Source organism: Cryobacterium sp. PAMC25264 (genome assembly GCF_019443325.1).
In the GTDB taxonomy this organism is placed as follows: Bacteria; Actinomycetota; Actinomycetes; order Actinomycetales; family Microbacteriaceae; genus Cryobacterium.
On the sequence record NZ_CP080383.1, the window covers coordinates 2,889,156 to 2,915,478 of the forward strand.

The following is a 26,323-nucleotide window of genomic DNA, read 5'->3' on the forward strand; positions in this document are numbered from 1 at the left end:
CCAAGGGGGAGGTGCGCATCTGCGCGCACCTCCCCCGCCCCCCACTCTTAGGAAGGAGCGGTCCGTGTCCAACACCCTCCGCCTCATCGGCCGTCGGCTCCTGCAGCTGCCGATCATGATCCTGGGCATCACATTCCTGGTTTTCTTCGTGATGTCTTTTTCCCCCGTCGACCCGGCACGCACCGCACTCGGAGAAACCGCGTCCCGGATGCTCTGGAGTCTTACCGCGATGCGCAAGGCCTCAATGACCCACTGCTCGTGCGGTACGGCGACTTCCTCGCCGGTTTGCTGCGCGGCGACCTGGGGACCTACTCCGCTCGGAGCCTCCCCGTCAGCGAAGAAGTCGCTCGGGCCTTTCCCATCACACTCTCCCTCACCTTCCTCGGTCTGGTGATCGCTGTCGTTCTCGCCCTGGCGCTCGGAGTCCTCGCAGCCGTCTACCGCGATCGGTGGCCAGACAAGATCATCCGCATCGTGGGTGTCGCGTCACTGTCCACGCCGTCCTTCTGGCTCGCCATCCTCCTCATCCAGCTCTTCACCCTGCAGCTATCGATCCTTCCCGCCTCAGGCCGGCTTCCGGACTTCAGCTCGGATCCGGTCGGCTGGTTGGCCCGGATGGCCCTGCCGGCGGTCGCGCTTGCCATCCCCGTCACAGGTCAGCTGTCACGAGTCGTCCGCACCTCCATGGTGGAGGAACTCGACCGGGACTACGTGCGGACCGCGCTCGGCGCCGGCATCCCCCGACACATCGTGGTCGCCCGGAACGTGCTGCGGAATGCTCTGATCACCCCGGTCACGGTGCTCGGACTCCGCGTGGGATATCTCATCGGCGGCGCCGTGGTGATCGAGGTCATCTTCGCCATCCCCGGAATGGGAACGCTGATCCTCAACGGCGTGACCAACAACGAACCCAATCTCGTGCAGGGGGTCACCCTCGCGGTCGCCCTGGCCTTTGTCGTGATCAACATCATCGTCGACCTCCTGTACGTGCTGATCAACCCAAGAATTAGGGCGGTTTGAGACCATGCGACGCACACTAGCCGAACGACTTTCGGTACCAGGCCTGCGCCTTGCCGGCCTGTCCATCGGGTCAAGAATCTGTCTGGCAATCATCACTGTGATCGCCCTTTCCGCGATCTTCGCACCGCTGGTGGCTCCATTCGACCCCCTGGCATCCGGCCCGCCGGTGCAGGCGCCCAGCGCTGAACACTGGTTCGGCACGGACCGGCAGGGGCGCGACATCTTCTCGCGGCTCCTCTACGGCGGCCGGTACTCATTGGCGATCGGCCTCGGCGCGACGCTGAGCGCCCTCGCGGTGGCATCGGTACTCGGCGCAATCGCCGCCACTGCATCCAAGTGGATCGCCGAGACCCTGATGCGCGTGATGGACGTCGTCATGTCATTTCCCGGAATCGCTTTGGCGGCCGTCTTCGTCGCCGTGTTCGGCAAGTCACTTCCGGTCCTGATCTTCACCATCGCCTTTCTCTACGTCCCCCAGCTGACCCGAATCGTGCGCGCCAACATCCTCGACCAGTACGGCGACGACTACGTCGCTGCCGTACGGGTCATGGGTGCATCAACACCACGGATCATCGTCAAGCACGTCGCCCGCAACACAATGGCACCGGTACTGGTGTTCGCCACGGTTCTCGTCGCCGACGCGATCGTGTTCGAAGCGTCCCTGTCATTCCTTCAGGCCGGCGTCCCCGACCCTGAGCCCTCCTGGGGCAATGTGATCGCGTCTGGTCGGAATCTTCTGATGAGCGGTGCGTGGTGGGCGACGTTCTTCCCCGGCCTGCTCATCATGCTCTCGGTGCTGTGCCTGAACATCCTCTCCGAGGGGATGACCGATGCCATGCTCACCCAGAAGACGCGAAAGATCACCACCACAGCCGCCGCGACCGACGAGGCGACGAGCACGCTCGAAGCCAACCAGTCGGAAGGCGCCGCCTCGGGGGCCGGACTCACCGGGGACACCAGGTCCGACGGCGCCGAGGTACCCATCGTGACGGTCGCCATACCCACGTTGGAAGCCACCACGACAGCCGTCCCACTGGAAGAGCGGCTCGCCGCCCTTCGTGACATCGAGCTCGGGCGCTCGGACCGGTTGCAGTTCACAACCGACGTGCCGCCGCTGCTCGAGGTCAGAAACCTGTCGATCTCCTTCCCGCGCCACGGCGACGTCAGTGTCGTTGACAACGTCAACTTCACGGTGCGCCCAGGCGAGACCATGGCATTGGTCGGCGAGTCCGGGTGCGGCAAGTCGATCACCTCCCTCGCCATCATGGGTTTGCTCGACCCGCGGGCGACGATAACCGGCCAGATCCTCTTCGACGGCAAGGACCTTCTGCAGATGGCGCCCAAGGAGCGCAACGCGCTCCGTGGTCACGACATCGCGATGATCTACCAGGATGCTCTGAGCTCGCTCAATCCCGCCATGCTGATCCGTTCGCAGATGAAGCAACTGACCTCGCGAGGCGGCACCCGCAGCGCGGAGGAGCTTTTGCACCTGGTCGGCCTCGAGCCGAAACGCACTCTGGCGTCGTATCCGCATGAGTTGTCCGGTGGGCAGCGTCAGCGAGTGCTCATCGCCATGGCCCTCACCCGGAACCCACGGCTGGTCATCGCGGACGAGCCGACAACGGCTCTGGATGTGACAGTTCAGGCTCAGGTCGTCGATCTGCTCAACTCGCTCCGCGAGGAACTCGGATTCGCCATGGTGTTCGTCTCCCATGACCTCGCCTTGGTCGCCGAACTCGCGCACCGCATCACCGTGATGTACGCGGGCCAGGTTGTCGAGCAAGCGACGACCCGGGAGCTGCTCACCCAGCCGCTGCACGAATACACTCGCGGGCTGCTCGGTGCTGTGCTCTCGATCGAATCCGGTTCCGATCGCCTCCACCAGGTCCCCGGGACTGTACCGTCGCCGCGAGACTTTCCGGCCGGCGACCGTTTCGCGCCACGATCGTCCACCCCGGCACGAGGCCGCGGGGTCACCCCCGTACGCCGCCGTCTCGACGGGACGGATCACTACTATGCCGCGCATCCCGAGGACGCGCCGATCCTGCCACTAGGAGGCACACGATGAGTCAACCCATCATCGAGCTTCAGGACGTACACGTACGGTTCAAGACCCGCACGTCCGGCCTGTTCACCAAGAGCTATATTGATGCGCTCGCGGGTGTCTCACTCACGGTCAGGCGGGGACAAACCCTCGGCATCGTCGGAGAATCCGGCTCGGGAAAGTCCACCGCCGCGAAAGTTCTCGTGGGTCTGCAGCAGCCGACGGCGGGTCAGGTTGTGTTCGCCGGCGAAGCCGTCTCCTCGTTCACTCCCGGTGTGCGCCGACGCCTCGGCAGCATCCTGTCGGTCGTCTTTCAAGACCCGGCGACCGCCCTGAACGCCCGGATGACGGTGCGAGACGCGCTGCTGGATCCGATGCAGGTGCACCACGTCGGCGAGCCCTCGCACCGCGAACTCAGGGTGAAGGAGCTTATCGGCCTGGTCGGCCTCCCGACGTCGGCCTTGGACGCGCTCCCCGCCCAACTCTCCGGTGGTCAGCGTCAGCGCGTCGCGATCGCGCGCGCACTGGCTCTCAACCCGCAGGTGATCGTGGCGGACGAGCCCACCTCGGCCCTCGATGTCTCGGTGAGAGCACAGATCCTGAACCTGCTCACCGACCTCAAGAACGAACTGAACCTCGGCATGGTCTTCATCTCCCATGATATCCAGACCGTGCGCTACCTCTCCGACGAGATCGCTGTAATGAACAGGGGCCGTGTTGTCGAGTTCGGGGACGCTGCCCGCGTCTTCAACGACCCCGCTGATCCCTACACACGCAGCCTCCTCGGAGCCGCGCCTTCACTGCTCAACCCGCATTCACCCGCCTGACACATCAACCTCAATTGGACGTACAGATGACTTCCCTCGCCACTCCCTCCACCATCCGTTTCGCCGGCATCATCCCCCCTGTCGCGACTCCTCTCCATCCGGACGGGACTATCGACCACGCGTCCCTCGCCCGCCTCGTCGACTACCTGATCGGCGCCGGTTGCGCTGGCCTCTTCGCGCTGGGTTCCACCGGCGAGACCGCGTACTTCACCAATGCACAACGAGTGGAGATCGCCCGCACCATCGTCAACACCACGGCAGGGCGCGTGCCGATCATCGCCGGGGCCATAGAACTGACGGCCGTGCGCGTGATCGAGGTCGCCCGCCAGCTCATCAAGGTCGGGGTCGATGCGATCGTCACCACCGCGCCGCTGTACACGTTGAATTCGACCGCCGAGGTCGCCGCACATTTCCGCACCATCGCGGCCGCCATCGACGCGCCGCTGTGGGCGTACGACGTTCCCGTGCGCGTCCATTCGAAACTCAACCTGGACCTCCTCATGGAGCTGGCCACTGAGGGAGTTCTGCACGGCGTGAAGGACTCATCCGGCGATGACGTCGGGTTCCGTCGCCTTCTGGCTGCGAACGAGGCCGCGGGGCATCCGCTGCAGGTTCTCACCGGGCACGAAATGGTCGTCGACGCGATGCTCCTTGCCGGCGCCGACGGAGTAGTTCCCGGCTTCGCGAACGTCGAGGCCGAGGGATACGTGCGGTTGTGGGAGGCCGCCGCTCTCGGAGATTGGGACACCACGCGGGCAGAGCAGGTCCGCATCAACCGACTGTTCGAGGTCGTCTTCCAGCCCTCGGGCCTGTCCGGCGATGCGACAGGCGTCGGCGCCTTCAAGGCAGCGATGCTCGCGCGCGGTCTGATCGATCACGCCACCGTGGCGACCGGTGTCGAAGCTCTTGACGACGCCGCGGTGACGAAGATCCGCGCGATTCTCGCGGACCACGACCTGTTGCCGGTGTGATGAACGACGTCATGCTCGCCGTCGACATCGGAGGCACGAAGACCGCCGTCGCCCTCGTCGACTCTGACGACACCATCCTCAGCCGGGCCACACGGCCGACACCGGGCTCGGCAGGACCGGGCGCCGTCGTCAGCACGGTTGTGAACCTGGCCACCGAGCTGCTCGACCGGATGCCCCAAGCGATTCTCCGTGGTGTCGGCATCGGTACCGCCGGAGTCGTCGACGTGCGCTCGGGATCGATCGTGTCCTCGACCGACACTCTTGCCGGCTGGGCCGGCACCCCGCTCGCCGACGCTGTGCGCAGGGGCATGGGCACCCGACTGCCGGTCAACGCGGTTGTCCATGTGCAGAACGACGTCGACGCTCACGCCGCAGGCGAGATTCGCCACGGCGCAGCACTCGGCGCCGACAGTGTGCTGGTCGTGGCGGTCGGCACCGGTGTCGGCGCCGGTGTGATTCTCGGCGGTCGCGCACTCCGGGGGGCGCGCCACGTCGCCGGAGAGATTGCGCACGTCCCCACTCCCGGCGCCGAACACCTGAGGTGCACGTGCGGGCGGTCCGGTCATCTCGAAGCGATCGGGTCAGGTCTGGGCCTGTACCGGCACTACCTCTGGCTCGGCGGAGATCCCGCCGAAACGGATGCGCGGGGTGTGGGCGGCCGGGCCGCAACCGGGGATGTTCTCGCAGCCCGCGCCGTGCGCGATTCCGCTGCGGCCGTGGGACGTGCGATCGCAGCGGTGGTGACCGTCCTCGATCCCGAGCGCGTGGTTATCACCGGCAGTGTGCCCACGATCGGCGACGCCTGGTGGAGTGCCATGGACGCCGCGTTCCACGCCGAAGTGATCGACGCGCTCCAAGGGGTGCCGCTCGTCGCCGGCACCCTCGGCGGCGACGCTCCGTTGCGCGGAGCTGCCGCATCCGCGTGGGCCGCTGTGAGGGGAGAGTCATGACGACGCGTGCCGAGAGCATTATCGGCCTTCTCACCGGTGGGCTGATCGTCTCCTGCCAGGCCTACCCGGGCGAGCCCATGCGCGACCCCAAGACGATGGCACAGATCGCCCGCGCGGCCGTGCTCGGCGGTGCCGTCTCAGTGCGGCTGCAGGGCATCGCCGACATCCGGGCTGCCGCCGACATCACCGTTCCGATCGTCGGGCTCGTCAAGGACGGTGGCTCCGGCGTCTTCATCACCCCGACGCTCGAGCATGCCCGTGCCGTCGCGGATGCCGGGGCGAGCATCGTCGCGATCGACGGCACACGTCGGCCCCGCCCGGACGGGCTCACGCTGGCCCAAACCGTCGCGGGGCTGCGGGCAACACATCCGGACGTCCTCGTGATGGCCGATTGCGGTTCCCTCGACGACGCGATCGCTGCCGAGCAAGCGGGCGCAGACATCCTCGGCACGACCCTCTCCGGCTACACCGGTGAGCGCAATAAGACATCAGGGCCCGACCTTGATCTCATCCGGAGCATCGCCACGCGTTGCGTCCAGCCTGTCGTCGCGGAGGGGCGAATCCATACACCGGCCGACGCCGAAGCGGCACGTCGAGCGGGCGCCCATGCCGTGTGTGTGGGTACCGCGATCACGCATCCAACCACGATCACGTCGTGGTTCGTTGAAGCATTGGCGACCACATCAGGGAGAGTCAGCTAGTGGAAGTAATCATCGTCCGGGAAGACCGGATCGGCGACCTCGTTGCCGACGAAATCGCTGCGCTCATGGCACGCAAGCCTGACGCGGTATTGGGGCTCGCCACCGGGTCGAGCCCCCTGCGCATCCACGACGCTGTGGCCGACCGGGTCGCCGAGGGCACGATCTCACTGGCCCGGGCCCGTGCGTTCACGTTGGATGAATACGTGGGCCTGACTGAGGGGCACCCCTGTTCCTACCGCACGGTGATCGAGCAGGACTTCGTCTCCCGAGTCGATCTGCCCACAGACGCCGTGCAGGGCCCGAACGGCGGCGCAGCCGATCTGCCTGCCGCCTGCGCCTCCTTCGAGAGCGCGATGCGGGAGGCGGGCGGTGTCGACCTGCAAATTCTGGGGATCGGCACCGACGGTCATATCGCCTTCAACGAGCCTGCCTCGTCGTTCACTTCGCGCACGCGGGTGAAGACCCTCACAGACCAAACTCGCCTCGACAACGCGCGGTTCTTCGACGGCAACGTCGATGCGGTTCCCGTGCATTGCCTCACCCAGGGGCTCGGAACGATCATGGAAGCCCGTCACGTCGTGCTGGTCGCGACGGGCGCCGGAAAGGCTGAAGCGGTGCGACAGCTCGTCGAGGGCGCCGTGTCGGCGCTCTGGCCGGCCACAATCCTCCAGCATCACCCGCATGTCACCGTGTTCGTCGACGACGAGGCGGCCGCGCAGCTGGAACTGGCGGACTACTACCGCTCCACGTACGCTCACCGAGACAGTGTGATCCGATGAGGTACGAGCCGCCGGCCGAGCCCCTGGCACCTCGGGGAGCGCTCGTCAGCGCTTATGCCGCCTCGCCCGCCCACGGCAGTTGGGATCCCGTCCTCGAGGGGGAGCTGCTTCGGGGATTGTGCGCGCTGCCCGATGTGGTCGGGCTTGAAATACCCTGGCTGGGTGCCATTCACCCGCACGACAGTGCGTGGTTCCTGCACAATGTTCCTGCCGGCGCGCAGTTGTCTCTGACCGCATTGCCGTTTGTCATGAAGCGATGCCGAGAAGCCCCTCACTATGGGATCGCGTCTCCGGATCGTGCGGGCAGGACGGCAGCGCTCGCCGACCTGCGGCGCCTGGCCGCCGACGTGCGGATGCTCACCGAGCAGTCTGAGGCCGAGGTGGCCGTGGTCAGCCTGCACACCGCCCCCGCCGGGGGCGCAGACTCTGCAGCTCTTGCCGAGTCGCTCGCCGAACTCACCGACCTCGACTGGAATGGGGCTCAGCTCGTCATCGAGCACTGCGACGCTGTCATGCCGGACCACCCGTTCGAGAAGGGCTTCCTCCCGGTCGCCGACGAGATCGCCCTGGCCGCCCAGTCGGGCGCGTCCATCGGCATGTGGGTGAACTGGGGGCGCTCGGCCATTGAACTGCGCAGCGCAGACTCCGTCACCTCACAGATCGCCGCAGTTGCGGGCTCCGGGCTCCTGACGGGGCTCACGTTCTCGGGGGCGAGTGCCGCCGACGGTCCCTATGGCCACGCTTGGAGTGACGCGCATCTTCCCGTCCTCAGCGCCGACCCGGCATCCGGGTCGCTCCTCGACGACGTTCATGTGCGGGCGGCTCTCAGCGCTGCGGCCGACGTGGAGTGGCTGGGCGTGAAAGTCAGCCGTCGGCCGCACGATCGGACGGCGGCGGACATCGTTCGCACCGTCGAGAGCAACCTCTCGGCGATCCGCAACGTTCAAACGGATGGTGAGGTGAAGGCATGACCGGTCTGCTCGTACACTCCGCTCGGCTCATCACCGCCAACTCCCCCGGTGACATCCGCGACGACCCGACTGGTTGGGTGCGCATCCGCGACGGCATCGTGACAGCCACCGGCACGATGGAAGGCTGGGCCCCCGACGGGGACGAAGTGGTCGACGCCAGCCAGATCGGCGGGCCAGGTGCGATCATCACCTCCGGCCTCGTGGATATCCACAACCACGGCGGAGCGACCTTCGCGTTTGACGGCAGCATCGAAGAGATCCTGCAGGCAGTCGACGCTCATGCCGCCCACGGCGTGACCCGGATCGTGCTTTCTCTTGTGAGCGCCCCTCCCCGTGCCCTTGAGGCTCAGCTGACCCGGATCGCCGCCGCCCGGGGCGAGCAGCCCGGCATTCTCGGCGCCCACCTCGAGGGTCCATACATCGACAGTGATCGCTGCGGAGCCCACGACCCAGCCGCCCTTCATCCGCCCGAAGCGCACGAGCTCGCCCGCCTGCTCGCGACGGGGGTGGTCCAGCAGGTGACGCTCGCACCCGAACTGACCGGCGGTATCGAGGCGGTGCGCCAGATTGTCGCCGCCGGGAGCGTTGCGGCCATTGGGCACACCGGCGCTGACGCGGGCACCACGCTCCGTGCGATCGATGCCGGAGCCAGCCTTCTGACTCACACTTTCAATGCGATGCCACCGGTGCATCACCGGGTGCCGGGGCCGATCGGTGCCGCGGCGGCGGACGACCGGATGATCCTCGAGATCATCGCTGACGGCAGTCACGTCGACCGCACGATCGTCCGGATGCTCTTCGCCGCCGCACCCGGCAGGGTGGCACTCGTCAGCGACGCGATGGCCGCCGCTGCAGCGTCCGACGGCGAGTACCTGCTCGGCGCCCAGAAGGTCACCGTGAGAGATGGGCTCGCCACTCTGCACGGCACCAGTGTCCTCGCCGGTTCAACCTTGACCCTGGACCGTGCCCTCCGCAACGTAGTGTCGTGGGGCATTCCGCTCGGTGCGGCGATCGCCTCAGCAACCGTCGTGCCGGCCCGAGCGATACAACGCGACGACCTCGGCCGTCTCGAGGTGGGCTGCCGCGGTGACCTGGTGATCTGGGACAGCGCCCTGGTCCCTCGTGCCGTGTGGCGCGACGGTGTCCGTATCGTCGCGGACGCCGTCGCGCACAACCGTCCGCTCGCGGCCGGATGAAAGCCGCCGTGGCACGGTCAGAGAACAACTCTGTGCCGCTGGCACGACAGGTCGAACCGGCCCTCCGTTCGTTGGGCGATGCTCTGCCGACGGATTATCGGCGTGCCCGGCGCCATGACGGCGTACCGTCTTCAGGCCCAGTCACGAGCCACGAGCGCCGAGGTCAACGCAGCCCGATGCGGCTTGTCCTCCTCCGAGCGCTCCTCGGGCGGTGTCCCGGTAACCGTCTTCCAGGCGCCCGGAGAGCCCGCGGTCGCCCGTGTGATCTTTCTTCACGGCGGCGGCCTTATCGCCGGGGACCGGTTCGCCGGTGCAGACATCGTCGCCCGGCATGCCCTCAAGTTGAGACTCGAGGTCTGGTGCGTCGAATACCCGGCCGGCGGCTCGGTGACCGTTGGCCCAGGACGATGCCCTCCCGATCCGGCGCAGATCGGGAGGTCATCGTCCTGTCATGCGGGTCAGGCGGATGCGACCGGCTGAGCCTCGTCGAGCACGGCACCGTTGGTGTCCACCAGCTTCTGGTACCAGAAGAAGCTGTCCTTGCGCACCCGGTCGTAGCTACCGTTGCCGGCGTCGTCGGCGTCGACGTAGATCACGCCGTACCGCTTGGTCATCTGCGACGTCGAGGCGCTGATGATGTCCAGTCCGCCCCATGCCGTGTAGCCGAGCAGGGTGACACCGTCGGCGATCGCCTCGCGCACCTGGCGCAGGTGCTGCACGAAGTAGTCGATCCGGTACGGGTCGTGCACCTGACGGGTGTCGGTGCCACCGTTCGCGGCATCCGGGGCCGAACCCTCGAGTATGTCGGTGGCGCCCAGGCCGTTCTCCACGATGAAGAGCGGCACCTGGTAGCGGTCCCATAGGTCGTTGAGCACGTACCGCAGGCCCTCGGGGTCGAAGTGCCAGCCCCACTCGGTGGTGGCCAGGTGCGGGTTCTTGATGGTGGAGAACAGGTTGCCGCCGGTGGCGCCGTACTTCTCGGGCGACACCGAGGAGACCAGGCTCATGTAGTAGCTGAACGAGAGGAAGTCGACGGTGTTGGCCGCCAGCAGGTCCTCGTCGCCGGGCGCCATTTCCACGGTGATGCCCTGGTCACGCCAGAACCGGCGCACGGTACCGGAGTACCGGCCACGCACCTGCACATCGGTGTGGAACAGGTTCATGTTGTTGTCGAACTGCGCCTTGACGATGTCGGCCGGGTCGCTGGATGCCGGGTAGTGCGACATGCGGGCGAGCATGCAGCCCACCTGCGCGGCGGGGTCGAGCTCGTGCACGATCTTGGTGGCCAGAGCGCTGGCCACGAACTGGTGGTGCAGCGCCTGGTAGCCCGCCTGGCGCGGGTCGACACCGGGACCGGGCTCCCGCTCGATGATGCCGCCGCCGGTGTACGGCTCGATGATGGTGGTGTTGATCTCGTTAAAGGTGAGCCAGTAGCGCACCAGTCCGGCGTATCGACCCACGATGGTACGCGCATAGCGCTTGAAGAAGCCGACCACCTCGCGGCTGGTCCAGCCGCCGTACTCGGTCACGAGGCGCAGCGGCATCTCGTAGTGCGACATGGTCACGACCGGTTCGATGCCCTTGTCACGCAACCGGGTGAAGAGGCGCTCGAAGAACAGCAGGCCCTCCTCGTTCGGTTCCTCCTCGGTGCCGTTCGGGAAGATACGCGACCAGGCGATCGACATCCGCAGGGCCTTCAACCCCATCTCGGCGAAGAGGTCGACGTCCTCCTCCCAGTGGTCGAAGAAGTCGCTGCCGCTGCGCTTGGGGTAGCCGGCCGCGCCGGGGCTCGCGATAGCCGCGGCGACGGTCGCATCCGACGCCTTCATCAGCGCGCTGATGTCGACGTAGTCACCTGCGGTGCGATACGGGATGACGTCGGCCTGAGAGAGGCCCTTACCGCCCTGGTCGAAGCCGCCCTCCACCTGGTTGGCCGCGAAGGCGACGCCCCAGAGGAAACCGTCGGGAAACGCGCCGGTGGTGCCGGCGGGTGCCGGGTCGGTGGCGGTCACGGGCGTGGTGTCGGTGCTCATACGTGGGCTCCTCGCGTTGCCGCGACGACGGGGGTGACGCGGATGAGCGCATCCCCCGCGCGGACGGGTCCGGTGGTACCGGGCTCGACGGTGTATTTGGCGGAGTTGGTGATCACGACGACGCTGAGCGTGTCGTGGGTGGCGCCGACGGCGGCGAGGTCGACGTCGAGCAGGAGGTCGCCGACGGCAACCTTGTCGCCGACCGCGACGTGGGCGGTGAAGCCCGCACCCTTGAGGTTGACGGTGTCCAGGCCGACGTGGATGAGCACCTCGACGCCGGAGTCGCTGCGTACGGCGACAGCGTGCTTGGTGGGGAACAGGGTGGCGACGACGCCGTTCACCGGGGAGGTCACCCAGCCGCTGGTGGGGCGGATGGCGGTGCCGTCGCCGACGAGGCGCTTGGAGAACGTGGTGTCGGGCACGTCGTCGAGCGACACGAGGGTACCGTTCAGCGGGGCGGACACGATCTCGCTCGCGCCGGCCGCGAGGGGCGCGACGACGGGAGCGGACGCATCCGCCTTCTTGGCGATCGGTGCCGTCGCGGGGGTCTTCTCCGCGGTGCCGGCCAGGATCGACTCGTCGATGCCGAGGATCGTGGAGACGACCGCCGAGACAATGAAGGCGATCACGATGCCCACGATCGCCCAGACGAAGGTTTCCCCGACGAGGCCGGGCAGGCCGGGCAGGCCGCCGTTGCCGGCGAGCACGTATGCCTTCACCCCGAACCCGAGCGAGATCGCGCCGCCCACTGCGGCACCGGCCATCGTGGCGATGAGGGGGCGACGCAGCGGCAGGGCCAGACCGTAGAGGGCGGGTTCGGTGACACCCATCAGCGAGGTGAACGTGGTGGAGAGCGACAGCGCCTTGATCTGCTTATTCTTGGCCCGAAGGAAGACACCGAAGACGGCGCCGGCGGTGGCGAAGGTCTGCACGTACGTGAGCGGCAAGAACTTGTCGTAGCCCAGCGTGGCGAGGTTCTGCAGGATGAACGGGACGAGCGTGTAATGCATGCCGGTCATGATGATCAACGGCAGGAGCGCGCCAATCACGAAGCCGGCCGGCACACCGCCGTTGTCCAGCGCCCAGTTGATGCCGCCGGCGATGCCCGAGCCCACGAAGGTGCCGAGCGGGCCGAGCAGGGTCAGCATGACCGGAGCGACGATGACGAGCGAGAACATCGGCACGAAGGTGAGCTTCAGGAACGACGGGATGATGCGGGTGAGGCCGCGCTCCACCCAGCTCAGCAGGTAGACGCCGAGCAGAACAGGGATGACCGAGTACGAATAGGTGGCAGCCGTGACGGGGATGCCGAGAAGGCTGACCGCCTCACCGGTGCCGAGCAGCGCCGTCAGTGCTGGGTAGACCAGCAGCCCGCCGAGAGACGCCGCGACGTACGGGTTGGCGCCGAGCTTGCGGGCCGCGGAGACCGCCACAATGATCGGCAGGAAGAAGAACACCGCGTCGGCGATGGCCGAGAAGATGAGGAACGTCTGTGAGCTCGGATCGACCCAGCCGAACGAATTGCTGAGCGCCAGGATGCCCTTGAGCAGTCCCGCGCCGGCAATGGCAGGCAGGATCGGGGCGAAAGTGCCGGAGATGAAGTCGAGGAAGCGGGTGTGCAGCTTCTGCTTCGCACCGGTCGTGGTGGCAGCGCCGTCAATGGCATCCTCCGTCGACAGGCGGGGCACGTCGGCCACGATCGCGCGGTAGACGTCGGGCACATCGTTGCCGATGATCACCTGGTACTGCGAGCCCGCGTCGTTGACGCCCATCACCGGAGTGATGGCCGTGAGCGCTGACTGATCGGCCAGGGCATTGTCCTTCAGGCCGAAGCGCAGTCGGGTAACGCAGTGGTAGAGCGAGTCGATGTTCGACTCGCCGCCGACCGCGGCGATGATCGCCGCGGCATCTTTGTCGTACTTCAAGGGGTTCTCCTTCATTGAAGAATCCCGAGCTTCACGCGGTGACCCTGACGCGGCTTCGGATTCGGTTCTGTTTTCTTTTATGGGCGGGAGCGGTTGCTCCCGTGTTCGGGGACCGCCGGCTACAGGAAGCTGGCGATGTGCAGGCCGATGTAGACCTTTTCGGACGCGCTCATTGCATGACCGTGGCTGCGCATGACGAACGCGTCGACCCTGTCGACGCAGGCGAACGCGGCGGGCTTCTGCTCACGCAGGATGCGCAGCAGTTCGGCATCGTCGCGCTGCACGGTCTCGCCGAGCAGCACTCGCTGTGCGAAGAAACGCAGGTGGGTGACGAAGCGGAGATAGGCGGGGCTGTCGTCGTCGTAGGCGATGCCGAAGTTCAGCCGCACGATGTCGAGGATCGAGTGGGTGAGCTCCATCAACCGGGTGGCGCTGTCGGCGGCGCCGCCCACTTGGGCGTTGATGATGTGCAGGGCGATGCTGATCGCCTCGTCGGCCGGCAGTTCGATGCCGAGCTTCACGTTCAATTCGGTCACAGCGCTCTTGGCGAAGGCGTATTCGGTGGGGTAGAACCGGCGCACCTCCACGGCGAGCGGCACCGTGAAGTCGCCGCCGTCCCGCACCCGGGCCACGGCGAAGGAAAGGTGGTCGGCCAGCGAGGCGTACAGGCTGTCACTGATCTTCACCCGTAGCTCCTCGCGGGCCCTCGTGACGATGTCGGCGGTGGCGGTAAGCACATCTGCGGGGATGGAGCCCACAATGGACGCGAAGTGCCGGCTCGCGGCGGCGTCGTCCAGCCGGAAGATCTCGATCATCGATTCGTCGATCGATTCGCCGGGCTTGGACTTGAAACCCAGGCCCTTGCCGAAAACGATCACTTCCTGCAAGGAGTCGTCGAGACCGTCGACAACGTTGTTGTTCAGTACTCGCCTGACGATCACTGCTTATCCACCATCACCCTGCTTCGGGAACACTCCAGCTGTCGTCGTCTTCGAGAACAGCACTGGTGTTGCCTGCAGGAGCAGTGACAAGCCGAAAAGATCGTAACACGGTACCCCGTGCGAAAACCAGGGCAGCACACGCACAGCCGGCCGACTGCGGTGCGGAAGACTGGGGGAACCGCAATGGCAAAGGACCACCGTGACTCCCTCAGCAGAACTCCTCTTCTCCCTCGAGCATTGGTTCGACCACGACGCCCCGGTGTCACCCTCGATCAGCTACGCGCTCTTTGATCGAAGCGGCGTTCTGTTCCACCACGGGATCGGAGAGTTCCAGTTCGACGGCCGTGCTCCCGCGCTCGACACGGTCTACCGCATCGCCTCGATGTCGAAGAGTTTCGAGGTGGCAGCCGTGCTCGCGCTGCGCGACCGGGGGCTGCTCCGCCTGGACGACCTGGTTTCAGCCCACGTTCCGCAGTTCACCGATCCTGTCGACGCATCCGGTGTGCCCCTTCCGGTCACGCTCCACATGCTGATGAGCAACTGTTCGGGTCTGCCAGAAGACAACGGATGGGCCGACCACGAGCTCGGGCTCAGCCGGGCGGATTTTCTAGCGGTCATTGCGGCCGGACTTCGGTTCGCCGACCTGCCCGGTGTCGGGTACCAGTACTCCAACATCGGATTCTGGCTGCTCGGTGTCGTCGTTGAGAACGTCTCCGGGCAAAACTTCGCTGAATTCGCGACAGCTTCCCTGCTCGACCCTCTCGGTCTGTCGGCCACCCGCTACGACATCGCGCACTACCCGGAGCACGGCGTGGGAGCGGGCATCGCTCAGGGCTTCGGCACCTTCGACGACGGCACGACCTGGTTCGATCGTCCCGTCGTGGGCACGGGTATCGGCGGCTGCGCAGCGAGCCTGTTCAGTACGGTGTCTGATATCGCGCGCTGGAGCGGCTGGCTCTCGAGCGCCTTCGATCCGGACAACAGCGATGACACGGTGCTCAGCCGCGCGTCGCGTCGGCTCATGCAACGGGTGCACACCTTCCACCCCTCCTCCACGGATCACCCGGCCGAGCGGACGCTCGAGGGTTCCGGCTATGGGCTCGGGCTCGCCATCGACCATGACGTGAGGTTCGGTGCGATCGCCCAGCACTCGGGTGGCCTGCCCGGCTGGTCGTCGAACATGCGCTGGCACCTCGCCTCCGGACTGGGCGTTGTCGTGTTCGCCAACACCAACGGCGTGCGACCCGGCATCGCCGCCGCCGCCATGCTTCGCGCTGCGCTGGCCGACCAGGATGCGCCGGCCCGCGAAACCGTGCTGCTCCCGTCGACGGTTGCAGCGGCCGTCGCGATCGATGCGGCCATCGTGGGCGCCGGCGATGTCACGGCTATCGACGCTCAGCTCAGCCCCAACCTCCTCAGCGATGTGCCGGCAGAGGAACGCGCGACCCGGCTCGTCAAAGCTCTTGCCGAGGTGGGAGGTCTCGCGGATGCCCGTTCGATTCCCCCGCTGGCGGATCGACTCGCGTGGTGCGTCTCGGCGGCGCAGCTCACGTTCACAATTCCGGGACGCGAGGGCGAACTCGAGTGCCGGTTCGAAATGACACCGACGCAACCCGCTCTCGTGCAGCGCCTTGACATCGAGAAGAGGCCGGCCGTAACGGCACTCTCGCCGACCGTGCGCCACTACCGCCCGCTGATTGCATGAACGCTAGTTTGCTGGCCGACCGGCTGGAGTGAAGCTACTGGTCGGCGCCGTCGAGGAGGATCACGAGCTCGTCAAGCTCGACGTCCCAGCCCTCTCGGTTCTGCTCGAGACGGTCACGACGGTAGAGGGTGCCACCGGGAAGCTTATCGAAGCCCGATTCGACCACCGTGACATCCGTTCCGGTACCAGCGTCAGCGAGGCTAAAACGCACGTGCGTCGAATACTCGTCGAGCTCGTCGGCGGGGATTCCCGACCAACGGAAGCCGAACGAGTCCGCGGGGACAACCTCGGTGATTTCGATCGGGAAGGTGCCGTAGTCCTCCCATTCGACACTGCCAGTAGCCCCGGCATCGAGCGCGGTGAAACTCACGCTATCCCCGAACCACGTGGCCATCACCTCGGGTACGGTCAGCGCCTCCCAGACGCGCGCCCGCGAGGCCTCGGTGTGCACGGTGCGGGTCACGGTGTGGCCCTTGATTCTTGCGTGGTCAGACACGGTGATTCCTTCACGTTCGAGCTGAGCGCGACGGGGCAATGCCCGCCGAGCGGCACGTCACCTGGTTCTGCAAACGCGCTTCATCGAGCGTACCCATGATTGCGTGCCTGTTCACGGCCCGAGCCCGCTCAGCTCTGCGGTTCTTGCGGGCAGTGGCCGCGTCTGGGTAGCAAAAAACCCCGTAATCACTGGGATTGACGGGGCTTTTCGTGGCGGTACCGGTGGGATTTGAACCCACGGTGGAGTCTCCCCCACACAACTTTTCGAGAGTTGCACCTTCGGCCGCTCGGACACGGTACCGAGAGCGATTGTAGTTGAGTTGCGCGTGCGGCGCGAATCCGGGCAACTGTCAGAGCCTGGAGGTACTCTCTCCACCGTGACAAACGACACCTCCACTCCCCGCACCCTTGCCCTCACCGCGGGCGCCGTGGCCGCCACCGCCGGGCTCGGCGCCGCCGCCATGGTCAACTACCGCAAGTTCCGGCTGCGCCTGGCCGCCAACGCCGCCGAGCTCAATGAGACGCTGCCGGTCAACTCGCTCTGGTGGCGCACCCACGCCAAGGAGAAGGGCGACCTGCTCTACGTCGCCATCGGAGACAGCGCCGCGCAGGGCATCGGCGCGAGCGCGCCCAACCGCGGATACGTGGGGATCCTCGCCGACCACATCCGCCTGGCCACCGGACAGAGCCTGCGGGTGGTCAACCTCAGCGTCTCGGGCGCCACCGTGGACCTGGCCGTGCGCGACCAGCTGCCGCGGTTCACGAAGCTACAGCCCGACTTCGTGACCGTGGCGATCGGCGCCAACGACATCGCCCAGTGGGATGCGGCACGCTTCGAGGCGGGCATCCGGGAGGTGTTCGCGGCGCTACCGCCACACGCCCTGGTGGCCGACCTGCCGTGCTTCCACCTGCCACACAACGAGCGCAAGGTGGCGACGGCCAACCGGATCGTGCGCGACGTGGCCGCCGAGCGCGGCCTCACCGTGGTGCCGCTGCACGCGACAACCCACCGTGAGGGCTGGCGCAGCGTGTTCACCCAGGTCGCCAACGATTTCTTCCACCCCAATGACCGCGGTTACCGCGTCTGGGCGGAGGCGTTCCTCCCCGACGTGAGCGCCGTGGCGTCCCGCCGGGTTCCCCAGACTGCGCTGGCCGACTAGGCCGGCCGAACCGGGACTGTCGGCGGCCGCAGCTAGGCTCGCTGACATGGCCAAACCTGTCTCCAACTTCCGGTGCACCGAATGTGGCTGGACCACGCTGAAATGGGCGGGCCGCTGCGGCGAATGCCAGCAGTGGGGCACTGTGGTGGAAACTGCGGAGAAGACCGGCATCAGCCGCTCGGTCACCCCGTCGGTCGTGAGCGGACCCGGCGTCGCCCGGCCGATCACTCACGTCGACACGACGGCGGTGGCGCACTGGCCCACCGGCATCGACGAGTTCGACCGCGTGCTCGGCGGCGGCATCGTGCCCGGCTCGGTGATCCTGCTCAGCGGCGAGCCCGGGGTGGGCAAGTCCACGCTGCTGCTCGAGGTGGCGTCCAAGGCCGCGATCGCGAAGTCCCGGGTGCTCTACGTGAGCGCCGAGGAGTCGGTGGCGCAGGTACGCCTGCGCGCCGAACGCACCGGGGCGCTACAGCCCGAACTCTACATCGCCGCCGAAACCGACCTGGCCACCATCCTCGGCCAGATCGACGCGGTCAAGCCCGACCTGGTGATCATCGACTCGGTACAGACCGTCTCCAGCGCGCTCAACGACGGCCAGGCCGGCCAGCCCGGGCAGGTGCGCGAGGTGGCGTCCACGCTGATCCGGCTCGCCAAAGACCGCAACCTGCCGGTGCTCCTGGTGGGGCACGTGACCAAGGACGGCACCATCGCCGGCCCCGGCTGCTCGAGCACCTCGTCGACGTGGTGTGCCAGTTCGAGGGCGATCGACACACGGCGTTGCGCTTCGTGCGGGCGCTGAAGAACCGATTCGGCTCCACCGACGAAGTGGGCTGTTTCGAGATGACCGGAGACGGTATCAGCGAGGTCGCCGACCCGAGCGGGCTGTTCCTCAGCCGCGGCACAACCGCGGTCTCCGGCACCTGCGTGACGGTGGCGATGGAAGGCCGCCGGGCGCTGCCCGTGGAGGTGCAGGCGCTCGTGATCGACACCGCCATGCCCAACCCTCGCCGGGTCACCAATGGCGTGGACGGGTCCCGGGTGGCCATGCTGCTCGCGGTGCTGGAGAAGCGGGTGGGCTACCCGCTGTCGAAGAAGGACGTCTACGTGTCGACGGTGGGCGGGGTGCGGCTGGTGGAACCCGCCGCTGACCTGGCCATTGCGATCGCGGTCGCGTCCGCGCTCAAAGACGAACCCATTGCCCACAACGTGGTCGCGTTCGGCGAGATCAGCCTGGCCGGTGAGATCCGGCCCGTCTCGGCCGCCAAGCAACGCGCCACCGAGGCCGCCCGGTTGGGCTTCACCACCCGCATCGACGCCTCCAGCAGCACTGTTCAGACGGCCGTGCTCCGGGCGCTCGGCACGGGGCTCTCCCGGCGCGACGCCGAGCTCGACAAGGCGTTCGGCTAGGGCCCGCCGGGCGATGCTCGGTGCCAGGCCGCGACTGAGGGGGCGGGCTCAGGCCGTCGGGCCGCCCTCGTCGCCGATCGGCCCGAGCGCCTTGAGCAGGTCGGCCGGCGCCGCCTGCATCACATGCGGGCCGGCGATATCGAAGAACACCATCTCGAGAGTGGCGCTGTGCACGGTGAGGAACTCGCGCAGCCATTGCGCGTCGCCCACCATCACCTGCGGGTTCACCTCGTCGGGGATCATCTGGGCGTAGTTCGCGCCGGAGGAGAAGAGCAGCAGCATCCGTTTGTCGCTACCCTCACGGCCGAAGACCCGCACCTGCTCGGCGGTGCCGTTGACCACGAGTTGCGGCACGATCACCACGTCGTTGCGCAGGGCGTAGGCCACAGCGGCCACATCCTGCGCGGCCAGGGCGGTGGCGAGTGCTTCTGAGCGGGTGTCCGGGGTTGCGTCTGTCACGTGTTCCATTCAATCATCCACGCCCGAGCAGGGCCCACCTCACGACTCAGCCGGCAGCGAACGCGGCGGGCGGATGCGGCGCGTGGGTACCTCAGGCCGGGCTCAGTTGAGCAGGAACTGGGTGGGGCTGGCGGAGGTGACCCCGCCCACACTCACCGAGAGATAGTAGGAGGCCCCTTCACCGGGGACGGGCTCCCGGTCGGTGATCTCGCAGGTCTCCGGGCTCGACCGGGTGCGGTCCCAGGTGACCGGGGTCTTGGTGCTCACCGCGACGCCGGGCTCGAGCGTGACCTCGGCGTCGGACGGGTCGGTCTGGCAGTCGGTGGAGGTCCAGTACACATCCGCGCCGCTGGTGATGGTGAACACCTGGGTGGAGGTGCCGGCGTTGAGGGTGCACGACGTGCTGCCGGTGTTAGTGACGCTCAGGGAGAGTTGCGGCTCGTCGCCCGGGTCGTAGGACCCCTGATCGGTGATGGCCTCGACGACGAGCGCCGCCGGGTCACATGCGGCACCGGCGGCGGGCGTCTCGGCGGCAGGGTCGGTGCCGGCGGGCGGGTCGGTCGAGGCACCGGTGGCCGCCGGGCCCGGGGTGGCGGCCGGGTCGCCGCCACTGCCGGGCCACACGAAGATCAGCACGATGATGAGCAGCACAGCGAGCAGGCCAAGGCCCACTACAAGACGACGGCGCCGGTAGACGGCACTGGCCTGGGGGCCGACGGGGTGCTTGGTCGTCGACATGGTTCCAGGCTAGCGAGGTCTACCGGCGCCGCCGGTAATGCCTTGCGTGTCGGTTACGATTCCATCGAAACCCGACGACGACGCTGCAGCAGGACCCCACCGAGCACGAGCATCAGCAGGCCGCCGGCCAGCCAGGGGCCGGCCTCAAGCCCGGTGTTCGCCAGGCCCGTCGCGGTGGCACCAGCGGCCGAGACCGTGATCTCGGCCCAGCCGATCACGGCGCCGGAGGCGTCCTGCACGATGATCCGGTGCGTGCCAGCGGCCAGGTCGGTGGGCAGGACCGCCGTGATGGTTCCCACGGCGCTGACCTGCTTCCAACCACCCAGGTTGACCGGCGTGGACCGCACCCAGGCGGAGACGTACTGACCGGCGAAGGAGGTGCCCACGGTGACGGTGATCTTGTCGCCGGGCGCCACGGTGGAGTCGGACAGCGTGATGGTGCCCTTCAGGGCGGCCGTCAACGCGGACTCGGCCGCGGCCGTGGGCGCGGTGGCGGGTGCCGACGGTCCCGTCGTCGGCAGCGGGGTCGGCTCCGTCGTCGGGGCGGGCGTCGGGGCGGGCGTCGGAGCGGGCGTCGGGGTCGGTACCGCTGCGGTGACCGCCAGGGGCACCCGCACGACGGTGCCGGATTCCTTGGCTGTCAGGGTGAGGACGCTGCTGGCTGCGGCGTCGGCCGGAACCGTGACGGTGACGGTGGCGGCACCGTTGGCGTCAACGGCTGCGGGAGCGAACGTCGTGCTGCTGCCACCCCAGGCCACCGCGAGTTGGGTGTTCTTCGGCGCTCCGGTGGAGGTGAGGTTGAGCTGCGACACGGAGAAGCTGACGCTGTCGCCGGGCTTGACGGCCGTGGTCAGCACTCCGGTGACGGAGGCCTGGCGGGCCGCGAACGACGGCGAGAGCGGGCTGTTGGCGGTGATGTAAGAGATCCAGGCGTCCCGGTCGACCAGCCCGGAGTCCCGGGTTCCGGTGCCCTGCGAGAAGATCCGGAAGTTGTCGCCGCCGGTGAGCAGGAAGTTGAACGAGCCGATCCGGTAGCCGCGGGCGACGTCGATGGGCTCGCCGTCGATCCAGATGCCGGTGATGCGGTCGCCTTCGGGGCGGGTCGCGTCGAACGTGTAGTTCACGTTGTCGGAGAGGCCGAGCTGGAGGTACGCGCGGCTGGGCACGGCGCCCTTGTCGTCACGCTGCCACTGCTGCTCGAGAGCCGTCTTGAACTGCGCGCCGGTGAGGGTGGTGGTCCACAGGTTGTTCAGGAACGGCAGCACCGCGTTGGCCTCGGCGAAGCTGACCGACGAGTCCGGGGTGGTGGAGAGCTCGGCGCGCATGCCGCCGGGGTTCACAATGCCGATCTCGGCGCCGCCCTTGGCCGGGTCGGACAGGGAGGCGCGCAGCGAGTTGGCCACCAGGGTGCCGAGCGTCGACGGAGCGGACCGGTCCTCGACCACCGGGGTGGCACCGCCGATGGAGGCGCGGGTGATCGGCGCGGTGATCGAGCCGACCGCGACGCTGCCGGTGACGGCCGCCTGGGCGAGCGCGGCATCCGTGATGGACTTGACCGTGGCGACGCGGGGGAAGGCGCTGACCAGGTCGGCGTCGGCGGTGGTGCTGCGCTTGACGTTCTGGTTGGTCACCGTGCTGGTGCTCTGGGTGGCGGGGTCATAGCTGAGCACGACCTGGCCGATGTTCTCGCCGTAGCTGCCGGTCTGCAGCACCGGGCGGGTCACGCCCGCCGTGGCGCCGGGCACCTGGGCGTTCCAGGCGTACTGCTTGTGCGTGTGGCCGGTGAAGATGGCGTCGACCTCGGGTGCGGTCTGCGTCACGATCTTCGCGAACGCGCTGTCGGTGAGGGCGAGCTCCTGCTCGAGGGTGGCGTTCTCGACAGTGCCGGATCCGGCGCCCTCGTGGTACTCGGCGATGATGACGTCGGCCTCGCCGTTCTCGGCGTTGCCGTCGGTGAGCTGCGCGGCGACCCGGTTGACCGCGGCGACGGGGTCGCCGAAGCTCAGGGTCGAGATGCTGTTGGGCGACACCAGGGTGGGGGTCTCCTCGGTGACGGTGCCGATGATGGCGACCTTCACGCCCTGCACGTCCTTGATCGTGTATTCCTGCAGGGCGGGGGTCTCGGTGCCGGCGAGGTAGACGTTCGCTCCGAGGTAGTCGAAGTCGGCCTCGTCGGAGACCCGTCCGGTGAGGTCGGCGAAGCCCTGGTCGAACTCGTGGTTGCCGACCGCGGAGGCCGACAGCTCGAGGGCGTTGAGCACATCGAGAGTCGGTGTGTCCTTCTGCGACGCGGAGGCGTACAGCGAGGCGCCGATGTTGTCACCGTCCGAGAGGAACAGGGTGCTGTCGGGGTGCTGGGCGCGCAGCGTCTCGACGGTTCCGGCGAACTTCACGGTGTTCGCGTCGATGCGTCCGTGGAAGTCGTTGATGTTCAGCAGGTTCAGCTGCACCGCGCCTTCCGGTGCGGCGAATGCGGGCACCGCCACGACGGGAGCGGCCACGAGGCACGCTCCGATCACTGCGGCGAAGGCCAGCCGAAGCGGGCGGGACGGATTGTGCGACATTGTTCTCCTCGAAAGTCGACCTGTGATGACGGGGTGCGTGATGGCGGGGATGGGTCTGGCGGTGTCGGCAGCCTAACGACGCTGGATGTCCGGCGGGTTACGTAGTCTCAAACGTGCTCGGATGAGCAGCTACGTGGTGGTCTGCCCAACATGTGAGCAGGGCGGGCGGGGGTAGGGCCGGGCACCGGTGGCGTCGGTGCCCGGCCGTCGAGGGGTGGAGCGCCGGTCAGGCGCCGGTGACGGTGCCGCGGCGCCGGCGGGCGAGCACGGTGCCCGTCAGCACGGAGCCGAGCAGCAGCAGCAACAGGGCGCCGCCCAGCACGGGAAGTGGCTCAACGCCCGTGCTTGCCAGGCCGCCCGTTGCCACCGTGTCGGCCGCGACGACGGTGATCTCGGTCCATCCGATCACGCCGCCTGCGGCGTCCTGCAGGATGATCCGGTGCGTGCCGGCGGCCAGGTCGGCGGGCAGAGCGGTGGTCACCGTGCCCGCGGCACTGACCCGCAGCCAGCCGCCGAGGTTGACCGGAGTGGAGCGGACCCAGGCGGACACCGTCTCTCCGACGTGTTGGGTGCCTGCCGTGATGGTGATGGCCGAACCGGCCGGGTACCGCACCAGGTTCGTGCTGATCCGGTCCCGCAGCGTCTCGGTGAGGGCACTCTCCGGCGCGGCGGCAGGTGGTCCAGCGGGGGTCTCCGGCGTGATCGTCGGGGTAGGCGCCGGCGTGGTCGGGGCGGGCGTGGTCGGGGCGGGGGTGGTCGGGGCGGGGGTCGGCGCCGGGGTGCTGGGCTCCGGTGCCGGCTCGGTCGGGGTCGCCAGGTTCAGGCCGAGCACCACAGGGTCGTGGTCAGAGGAGCGGTACGGATCGGCGACGTAGAAGTCGGTGGCGTTGGAGTTGTACCGGCTGTACTCGAGGGCCACCGATTCGACCGAGTTGATGTTCCACACATCCACCGCCGCCACGGCGGCATCCGCCTCGACCGACGCGAAGACGTGGTCGAGGGAGCCGACCGAACCGTCGTAGGCGTAGGTGTACTCGCCGCTCTTGGCCTCCTGGTTGAGGTAGCCGGCGTCGGTGATCACCTTGATCGGGTCTTCCTGGTCGTAGGCGTTGAAGTCGCCGGTGAGGAATACCCGGTCGATGCCGGTCTGGGCCGACATGGTGTCGGCGAAGGCCACCAGGGCGGTCGCCTGGTTCACGCGGGAGGCGTTGGACGCACCCTGCCCGTCGCCCATGTCGGCGTCCACGCCGGTACCGGACCCCTTCGACTTGAAGTGGTTGACGATGGTGAGGAATCGACTGCCGGTGTCGCCGACCAGCTGGAAAGCCTGGGCGAGCGGCTGGCGGGCGTTGCTGAACGCGGCGGAGCCGGTGAGGATGGTCGACGCGCCCACGGTTTCGACCGCGGCCTTCTGGTAGATGAAGGCGGTGCGAATGACGTCCTCGTTGGCCGGCAGAGACGCCGGGGACGGCACGTATGCCCAGGTGTCCGTGCCGAGATCGGCGTTCAATGCGGCCACGAGAGTGCCCAGCGCGGTGTCGCGGTCCTTGCCGAACACGGCGGAGTTCTCGATCTCCTCGAGCGAGATCACCTGCGCGTCGAGGGCGTTGATGGCCGCGACGATCTTGGCCTGCTGGCGCAGGAAGTTCGCCTGGTCGGCGGCGCCGCGGGCGTCGCATCCGCTGCGCACGGTGATGTTGGCCCCGGCACGGTCGGTGTAGTAGCTGCAGCCGGTGAGGGTGTCGCCGGTGGTGGAGAAGTAGTTGAGCACGTTGAAGGTGCCCAGGCGGATGTCGCCGCCCACGTCCTCCGGGGCGGCCGTGCGGGTGTCGGCAAACGTGGCCGGCTGCACGGTGGCGGCGTTGGCTGGGACCAACGCTTCTTGGGGCTGGAGCTTCCAGGCGGAGTTGCGGTAGTCCAGGATCGCCGGCTGGGTGAAGGTGACGGCCGCGCCGATGCGCACGGGGGCTTCGGTGGACAGGTAGGGAACCGGCTTACCCTGATTGCTGGAGCTGAGGTAGTTGGTGCTGGCGCCGTCGTCGAGGGTGATCGCCCGGGCGGCGTTGGCGGCCACGGCGGCCGTGTAGCCGGCGCTGCCGGGCCGGTCGGTCACGGTGGGGTTGACCAGGGGCGTGGTCCCGGCCGCGAGGCCGATCTCGGCGTACTGGTTGGTGGTGTAGTTGTTGGTGACCGTGACGTCGCCGACCGGGGTCACGAGCATCCCTTCGAGACGTTCTCGCTCGGCATCGGTGCTGGGCAACGTCAACTCGCTGGGTAGCGGCGCGGTGATGCCGCTGCCGTCAAGGGGGGTGATGTCGTCCAGGGTGCCGATGGTCATCTGGGTGAGGCCGTAGTACTCGCTGACCGTACCGACGACGCTCACGTAGTCACCGACCGCGACCGAGCTCGTCAGGGTCTTGGTGTACACGAAGATGCCGTGCGAAGCCGCATCGGTGCTGCTGCCGCCGGTGCCCGGGGTCTGCAGGTAGAAGCCGGCGAAGCCGCCGACGGGTAAGCGGCCGTGACGATGCCGACGGTCTTGACGGTGCTTCCGGCCAGCGGGCTGGTGTCGCCGGTTCCCTGGATGGCGCTGATGGCGGTGGTGTCGGTCGGCGGGGCGGGCGGTGTTGTGGGTTCGGGTGTATCGGTGGGCGGCGGGGTGGGGGTGGCCGCCGTCTGGCCGGCCGCGTTGGTGGGCGTGATGCTCGCCGACAGGCTGATGTCGGTGGCGTTGTTGTCGGTGTCGGCGAACGCGGTGCGGTTCAGCGACTTGACGTCGGTGTTCGATGACGGAGCCGGGGCGACGGCCGCCTCGAAGGTGAGCGAGGCGCCGTAGCCGACCAGGTCGATGACGGCAGCGTTGCCGGCCGAGTTGCCGGCCTCCAGGCTCAGGGCCGAGGTGGAGTCAGCGAGGATCAGGGTTCCGCTGGTGCCGCTGGGGTTGAGGGTGGAGACCTGGTCGGGGGTGGGCAGGGCGGCACCGTTCGCGCCGTTCGCATTCGACCCGCCGGAGACGAGATAGTACCCCTTGGCCGGGATCGTTCCGGTCAGAGCGACGGCCGCCGGGCTGTCGGTGACGACGCCTGTGGCCTTGCGGTACTGCAGCGACCAGGAGGACAGGTCGATGGCTGTGTCGGTGGGGTTATACAGCTCGACGAACTTGGCCGAGAAGGCGGCTCCAGCGCTGCCGCCGCTGAGGTAGGCCTCATTGATCACGACTCCGGTGCCGGCGGGGTTGGCCTGGGCAGGGATCGCCACGAGCGGGACGAGTGCCAGGCACGCTCCCAGCGCTGAGGCGAGGGCCAGCCGAAGCGGGCGGGGTGGGGCGAACGACATTGAAGACTCCTGGTGAATGCGATGAACGGCTGAGTGAACAGGGTGCAGGGCAGCAGGGCAGCAGGTCGTACGGGGGTGGAATTCGGGTTCCGGTACAG

Annotated in this window: 19 protein-coding genes, 1 tRNA gene and 2 pseudogenes; 12 read left to right on the plus strand and 10 right to left on the minus strand. The window is 67.8% G+C overall.

Features of this window, described 5'->3' with window-relative positions; genetic code table 11:
* Nucleotides 1-115 precede the first annotated feature (115 nt).
* The 9 genes and pseudogenes from KY500_RS13460 to KY500_RS13500 all read left to right on the plus strand — a co-directional run bounded on the left by KY500_RS13460 (nt 116) and on the right by KY500_RS13500 (nt 9,459).
* A pseudogene (locus tag KY500_RS13460) lies at nt 116-1,020 on the plus strand (ABC transporter permease).
* A gap of 4 nt (nt 1,021-1,024) precedes the next feature.
* Entirely contained in the window at nt 1,025-3,088 is a 2,064-nt protein-coding gene (locus KY500_RS13465; RefSeq protein ID WP_219900974.1) for a dipeptide/oligopeptide/nickel ABC transporter permease/ATP-binding protein, read from the plus strand.
* A complete protein-coding gene (locus KY500_RS13470) occupies nt 3,085-3,891 on the plus strand; it encodes an ABC transporter ATP-binding protein (RefSeq protein ID WP_219900975.1) in 807 nt (268 codons plus the stop codon). The genes KY500_RS13465 and KY500_RS13470 overlap by 4 nt, the downstream gene beginning before the upstream one ends.
* Nucleotides 3,892-3,917: 26 nt before the next feature.
* Nucleotides 3,918-4,862: a dihydrodipicolinate synthase family protein gene (locus KY500_RS13475; RefSeq protein WP_066597903.1), complete on the plus strand. Its 945-nt coding sequence runs from the start codon at nt 3,918-3,920 to the stop codon at nt 4,860-4,862.
* Nucleotides 4,862-5,812: an ROK family protein gene (locus KY500_RS13480; protein WP_255579944.1), complete on the plus strand. Its 951-nt coding sequence runs from the start codon at nt 4,862-4,864 to the stop codon at nt 5,810-5,812. The genes KY500_RS13475 and KY500_RS13480 overlap by 1 nt, the downstream gene beginning before the upstream one ends.
* Entirely contained in the window at nt 5,809-6,513 is a 705-nt protein-coding gene (locus KY500_RS13485; protein ID WP_219900977.1) for an N-acetylmannosamine-6-phosphate 2-epimerase, read from the plus strand. The genes KY500_RS13480 and KY500_RS13485 overlap by 4 nt, the downstream gene beginning before the upstream one ends.
* Nucleotides 6,513-7,292, plus strand: a complete 780-nt coding sequence (nagB, locus tag KY500_RS13490) for a glucosamine-6-phosphate deaminase (protein ID WP_219900978.1) — start codon at nt 6,513-6,515, stop codon at nt 7,290-7,292. Before KY500_RS13485 ends, nagB begins: the two co-directional genes overlap by 1 nt.
* Nucleotides 7,289-8,263, plus strand: coding sequence for a DUF4862 family protein (locus KY500_RS13495; protein ID WP_219900979.1), 975 nt, complete (start codon nt 7,289-7,291; stop codon nt 8,261-8,263). The genes nagB and KY500_RS13495 overlap by 4 nt, the downstream gene beginning before the upstream one ends.
* Complete coding sequence (locus tag KY500_RS13500; RefSeq protein WP_219900980.1) at nt 8,260-9,459, plus strand: N-acetylglucosamine-6-phosphate deacetylase; 1,200 nt, start codon at nt 8,260-8,262, stop codon at nt 9,457-9,459. The genes KY500_RS13495 and KY500_RS13500 overlap by 4 nt, the downstream gene beginning before the upstream one ends.
* A 458-nt stretch (nt 9,460-9,917) precedes the next feature.
* Here the strand turns inward: KY500_RS13500 and KY500_RS13505 are convergent, their stop codons facing one another.
* The 3 genes from KY500_RS13505 to KY500_RS13515 all read right to left on the minus strand — a co-directional run bounded on the left by KY500_RS13505 (nt 9,918) and on the right by KY500_RS13515 (nt 14,358).
* Nucleotides 9,918-11,492, minus strand: coding sequence for a glycoside hydrolase family 1 protein (locus KY500_RS13505; protein ID WP_219900981.1), 1,575 nt, complete (start codon nt 11,490-11,492; stop codon nt 9,918-9,920).
* Nucleotides 11,489-13,417, minus strand: a complete 1,929-nt coding sequence (locus KY500_RS13510) for a beta-glucoside-specific PTS transporter subunit IIABC (protein ID WP_219900982.1) — start codon at nt 13,415-13,417, stop codon at nt 11,489-11,491. Before KY500_RS13510 ends, KY500_RS13505 begins: the two co-directional genes overlap by 4 nt.
* Before the next feature lie 119 nt (nt 13,418-13,536).
* Nucleotides 13,537-14,358 (minus strand): PRD domain-containing protein, encoded by an 822-nt coding sequence (locus KY500_RS13515; protein ID WP_219900983.1) that lies wholly within the window; start codon nt 14,356-14,358, stop codon nt 13,537-13,539.
* A gap of 199 nt (nt 14,359-14,557) precedes the next feature.
* Here KY500_RS13515 and KY500_RS13520 point away from each other — a divergent pair, with 199 nt between their 5' ends.
* On the plus strand, nt 14,558-16,063 hold the full coding sequence (locus KY500_RS13520) for a serine hydrolase (RefSeq protein ID WP_219900984.1): 1,506 nt from the start codon (nt 14,558-14,560) through the stop codon (nt 16,061-16,063).
* A 34-nt stretch (nt 16,064-16,097) separates the two neighbouring features.
* On the opposite strand, the gene KY500_RS13525 is transcribed toward KY500_RS13520, so the two are convergent.
* Nucleotides 16,098-16,559 carry an SRPBCC domain-containing protein gene (locus tag KY500_RS13525; RefSeq protein WP_219900985.1) on the minus strand — a complete coding sequence of 154 codons (462 nt, stop codon included), beginning with the start codon at nt 16,557-16,559 and terminating at the stop codon, nt 16,098-16,100.
* A 210-nt stretch (nt 16,560-16,769) separates the two neighbouring features.
* Nucleotides 16,770-16,859, minus strand: a tRNA-Ser gene (locus KY500_RS13530).
* Between the two features lie 76 nt (nt 16,860-16,935).
* Between KY500_RS13530 and KY500_RS13535 the strand changes: the two genes are divergently transcribed.
* Nucleotides 16,936-17,718, plus strand: coding sequence for an SGNH/GDSL hydrolase family protein (locus KY500_RS13535; protein WP_255579338.1), 783 nt, complete (start codon nt 16,936-16,938; stop codon nt 17,716-17,718).
* Between the two features lie 46 nt (nt 17,719-17,764).
* A pseudogene (gene radA / locus KY500_RS13540) lies at nt 17,765-19,128 on the plus strand (DNA repair protein RadA).
* Between the two features lie 48 nt (nt 19,129-19,176).
* Here the strand turns inward: radA and KY500_RS13545 are convergent.
* The 5 genes from KY500_RS13545 to KY500_RS19435 form a co-directional block, all read right to left on the minus strand.
* Complete coding sequence (locus tag KY500_RS13545; protein ID WP_255579339.1) at nt 19,177-19,587, minus strand: dehydrogenase; 411 nt, start codon at nt 19,585-19,587, stop codon at nt 19,177-19,179.
* Between the two features lie 102 nt (nt 19,588-19,689).
* Nucleotides 19,690-20,325, minus strand: a complete 636-nt coding sequence (locus KY500_RS13550; protein ID WP_219900987.1) for a hypothetical protein — start codon at nt 20,323-20,325, stop codon at nt 19,690-19,692.
* A 53-nt stretch (nt 20,326-20,378) separates the two neighbouring features.
* Nucleotides 20,379-22,889, minus strand: a complete 2,511-nt coding sequence (locus KY500_RS13555) for a bifunctional UDP-sugar hydrolase/5'-nucleotidase (RefSeq protein WP_219900988.1) — start codon at nt 22,887-22,889, stop codon at nt 20,379-20,381.
* A 226-nt stretch (nt 22,890-23,115) separates the two neighbouring features.
* Nucleotides 23,116-25,374 (minus strand): ExeM/NucH family extracellular endonuclease, encoded by a 2,259-nt coding sequence (locus KY500_RS13560; RefSeq protein ID WP_255579945.1) that lies wholly within the window; start codon nt 25,372-25,374, stop codon nt 23,116-23,118.
* On the minus strand, nt 25,299-26,225 hold the full coding sequence (locus KY500_RS19435) for a lamin tail domain-containing protein (RefSeq protein WP_255579340.1): 927 nt from the start codon (nt 26,223-26,225) through the stop codon (nt 25,299-25,301). Before KY500_RS19435 ends, KY500_RS13560 begins: the two co-directional genes overlap by 76 nt.
* Nucleotides 26,226-26,323: the final 98 nt, after the last annotated feature.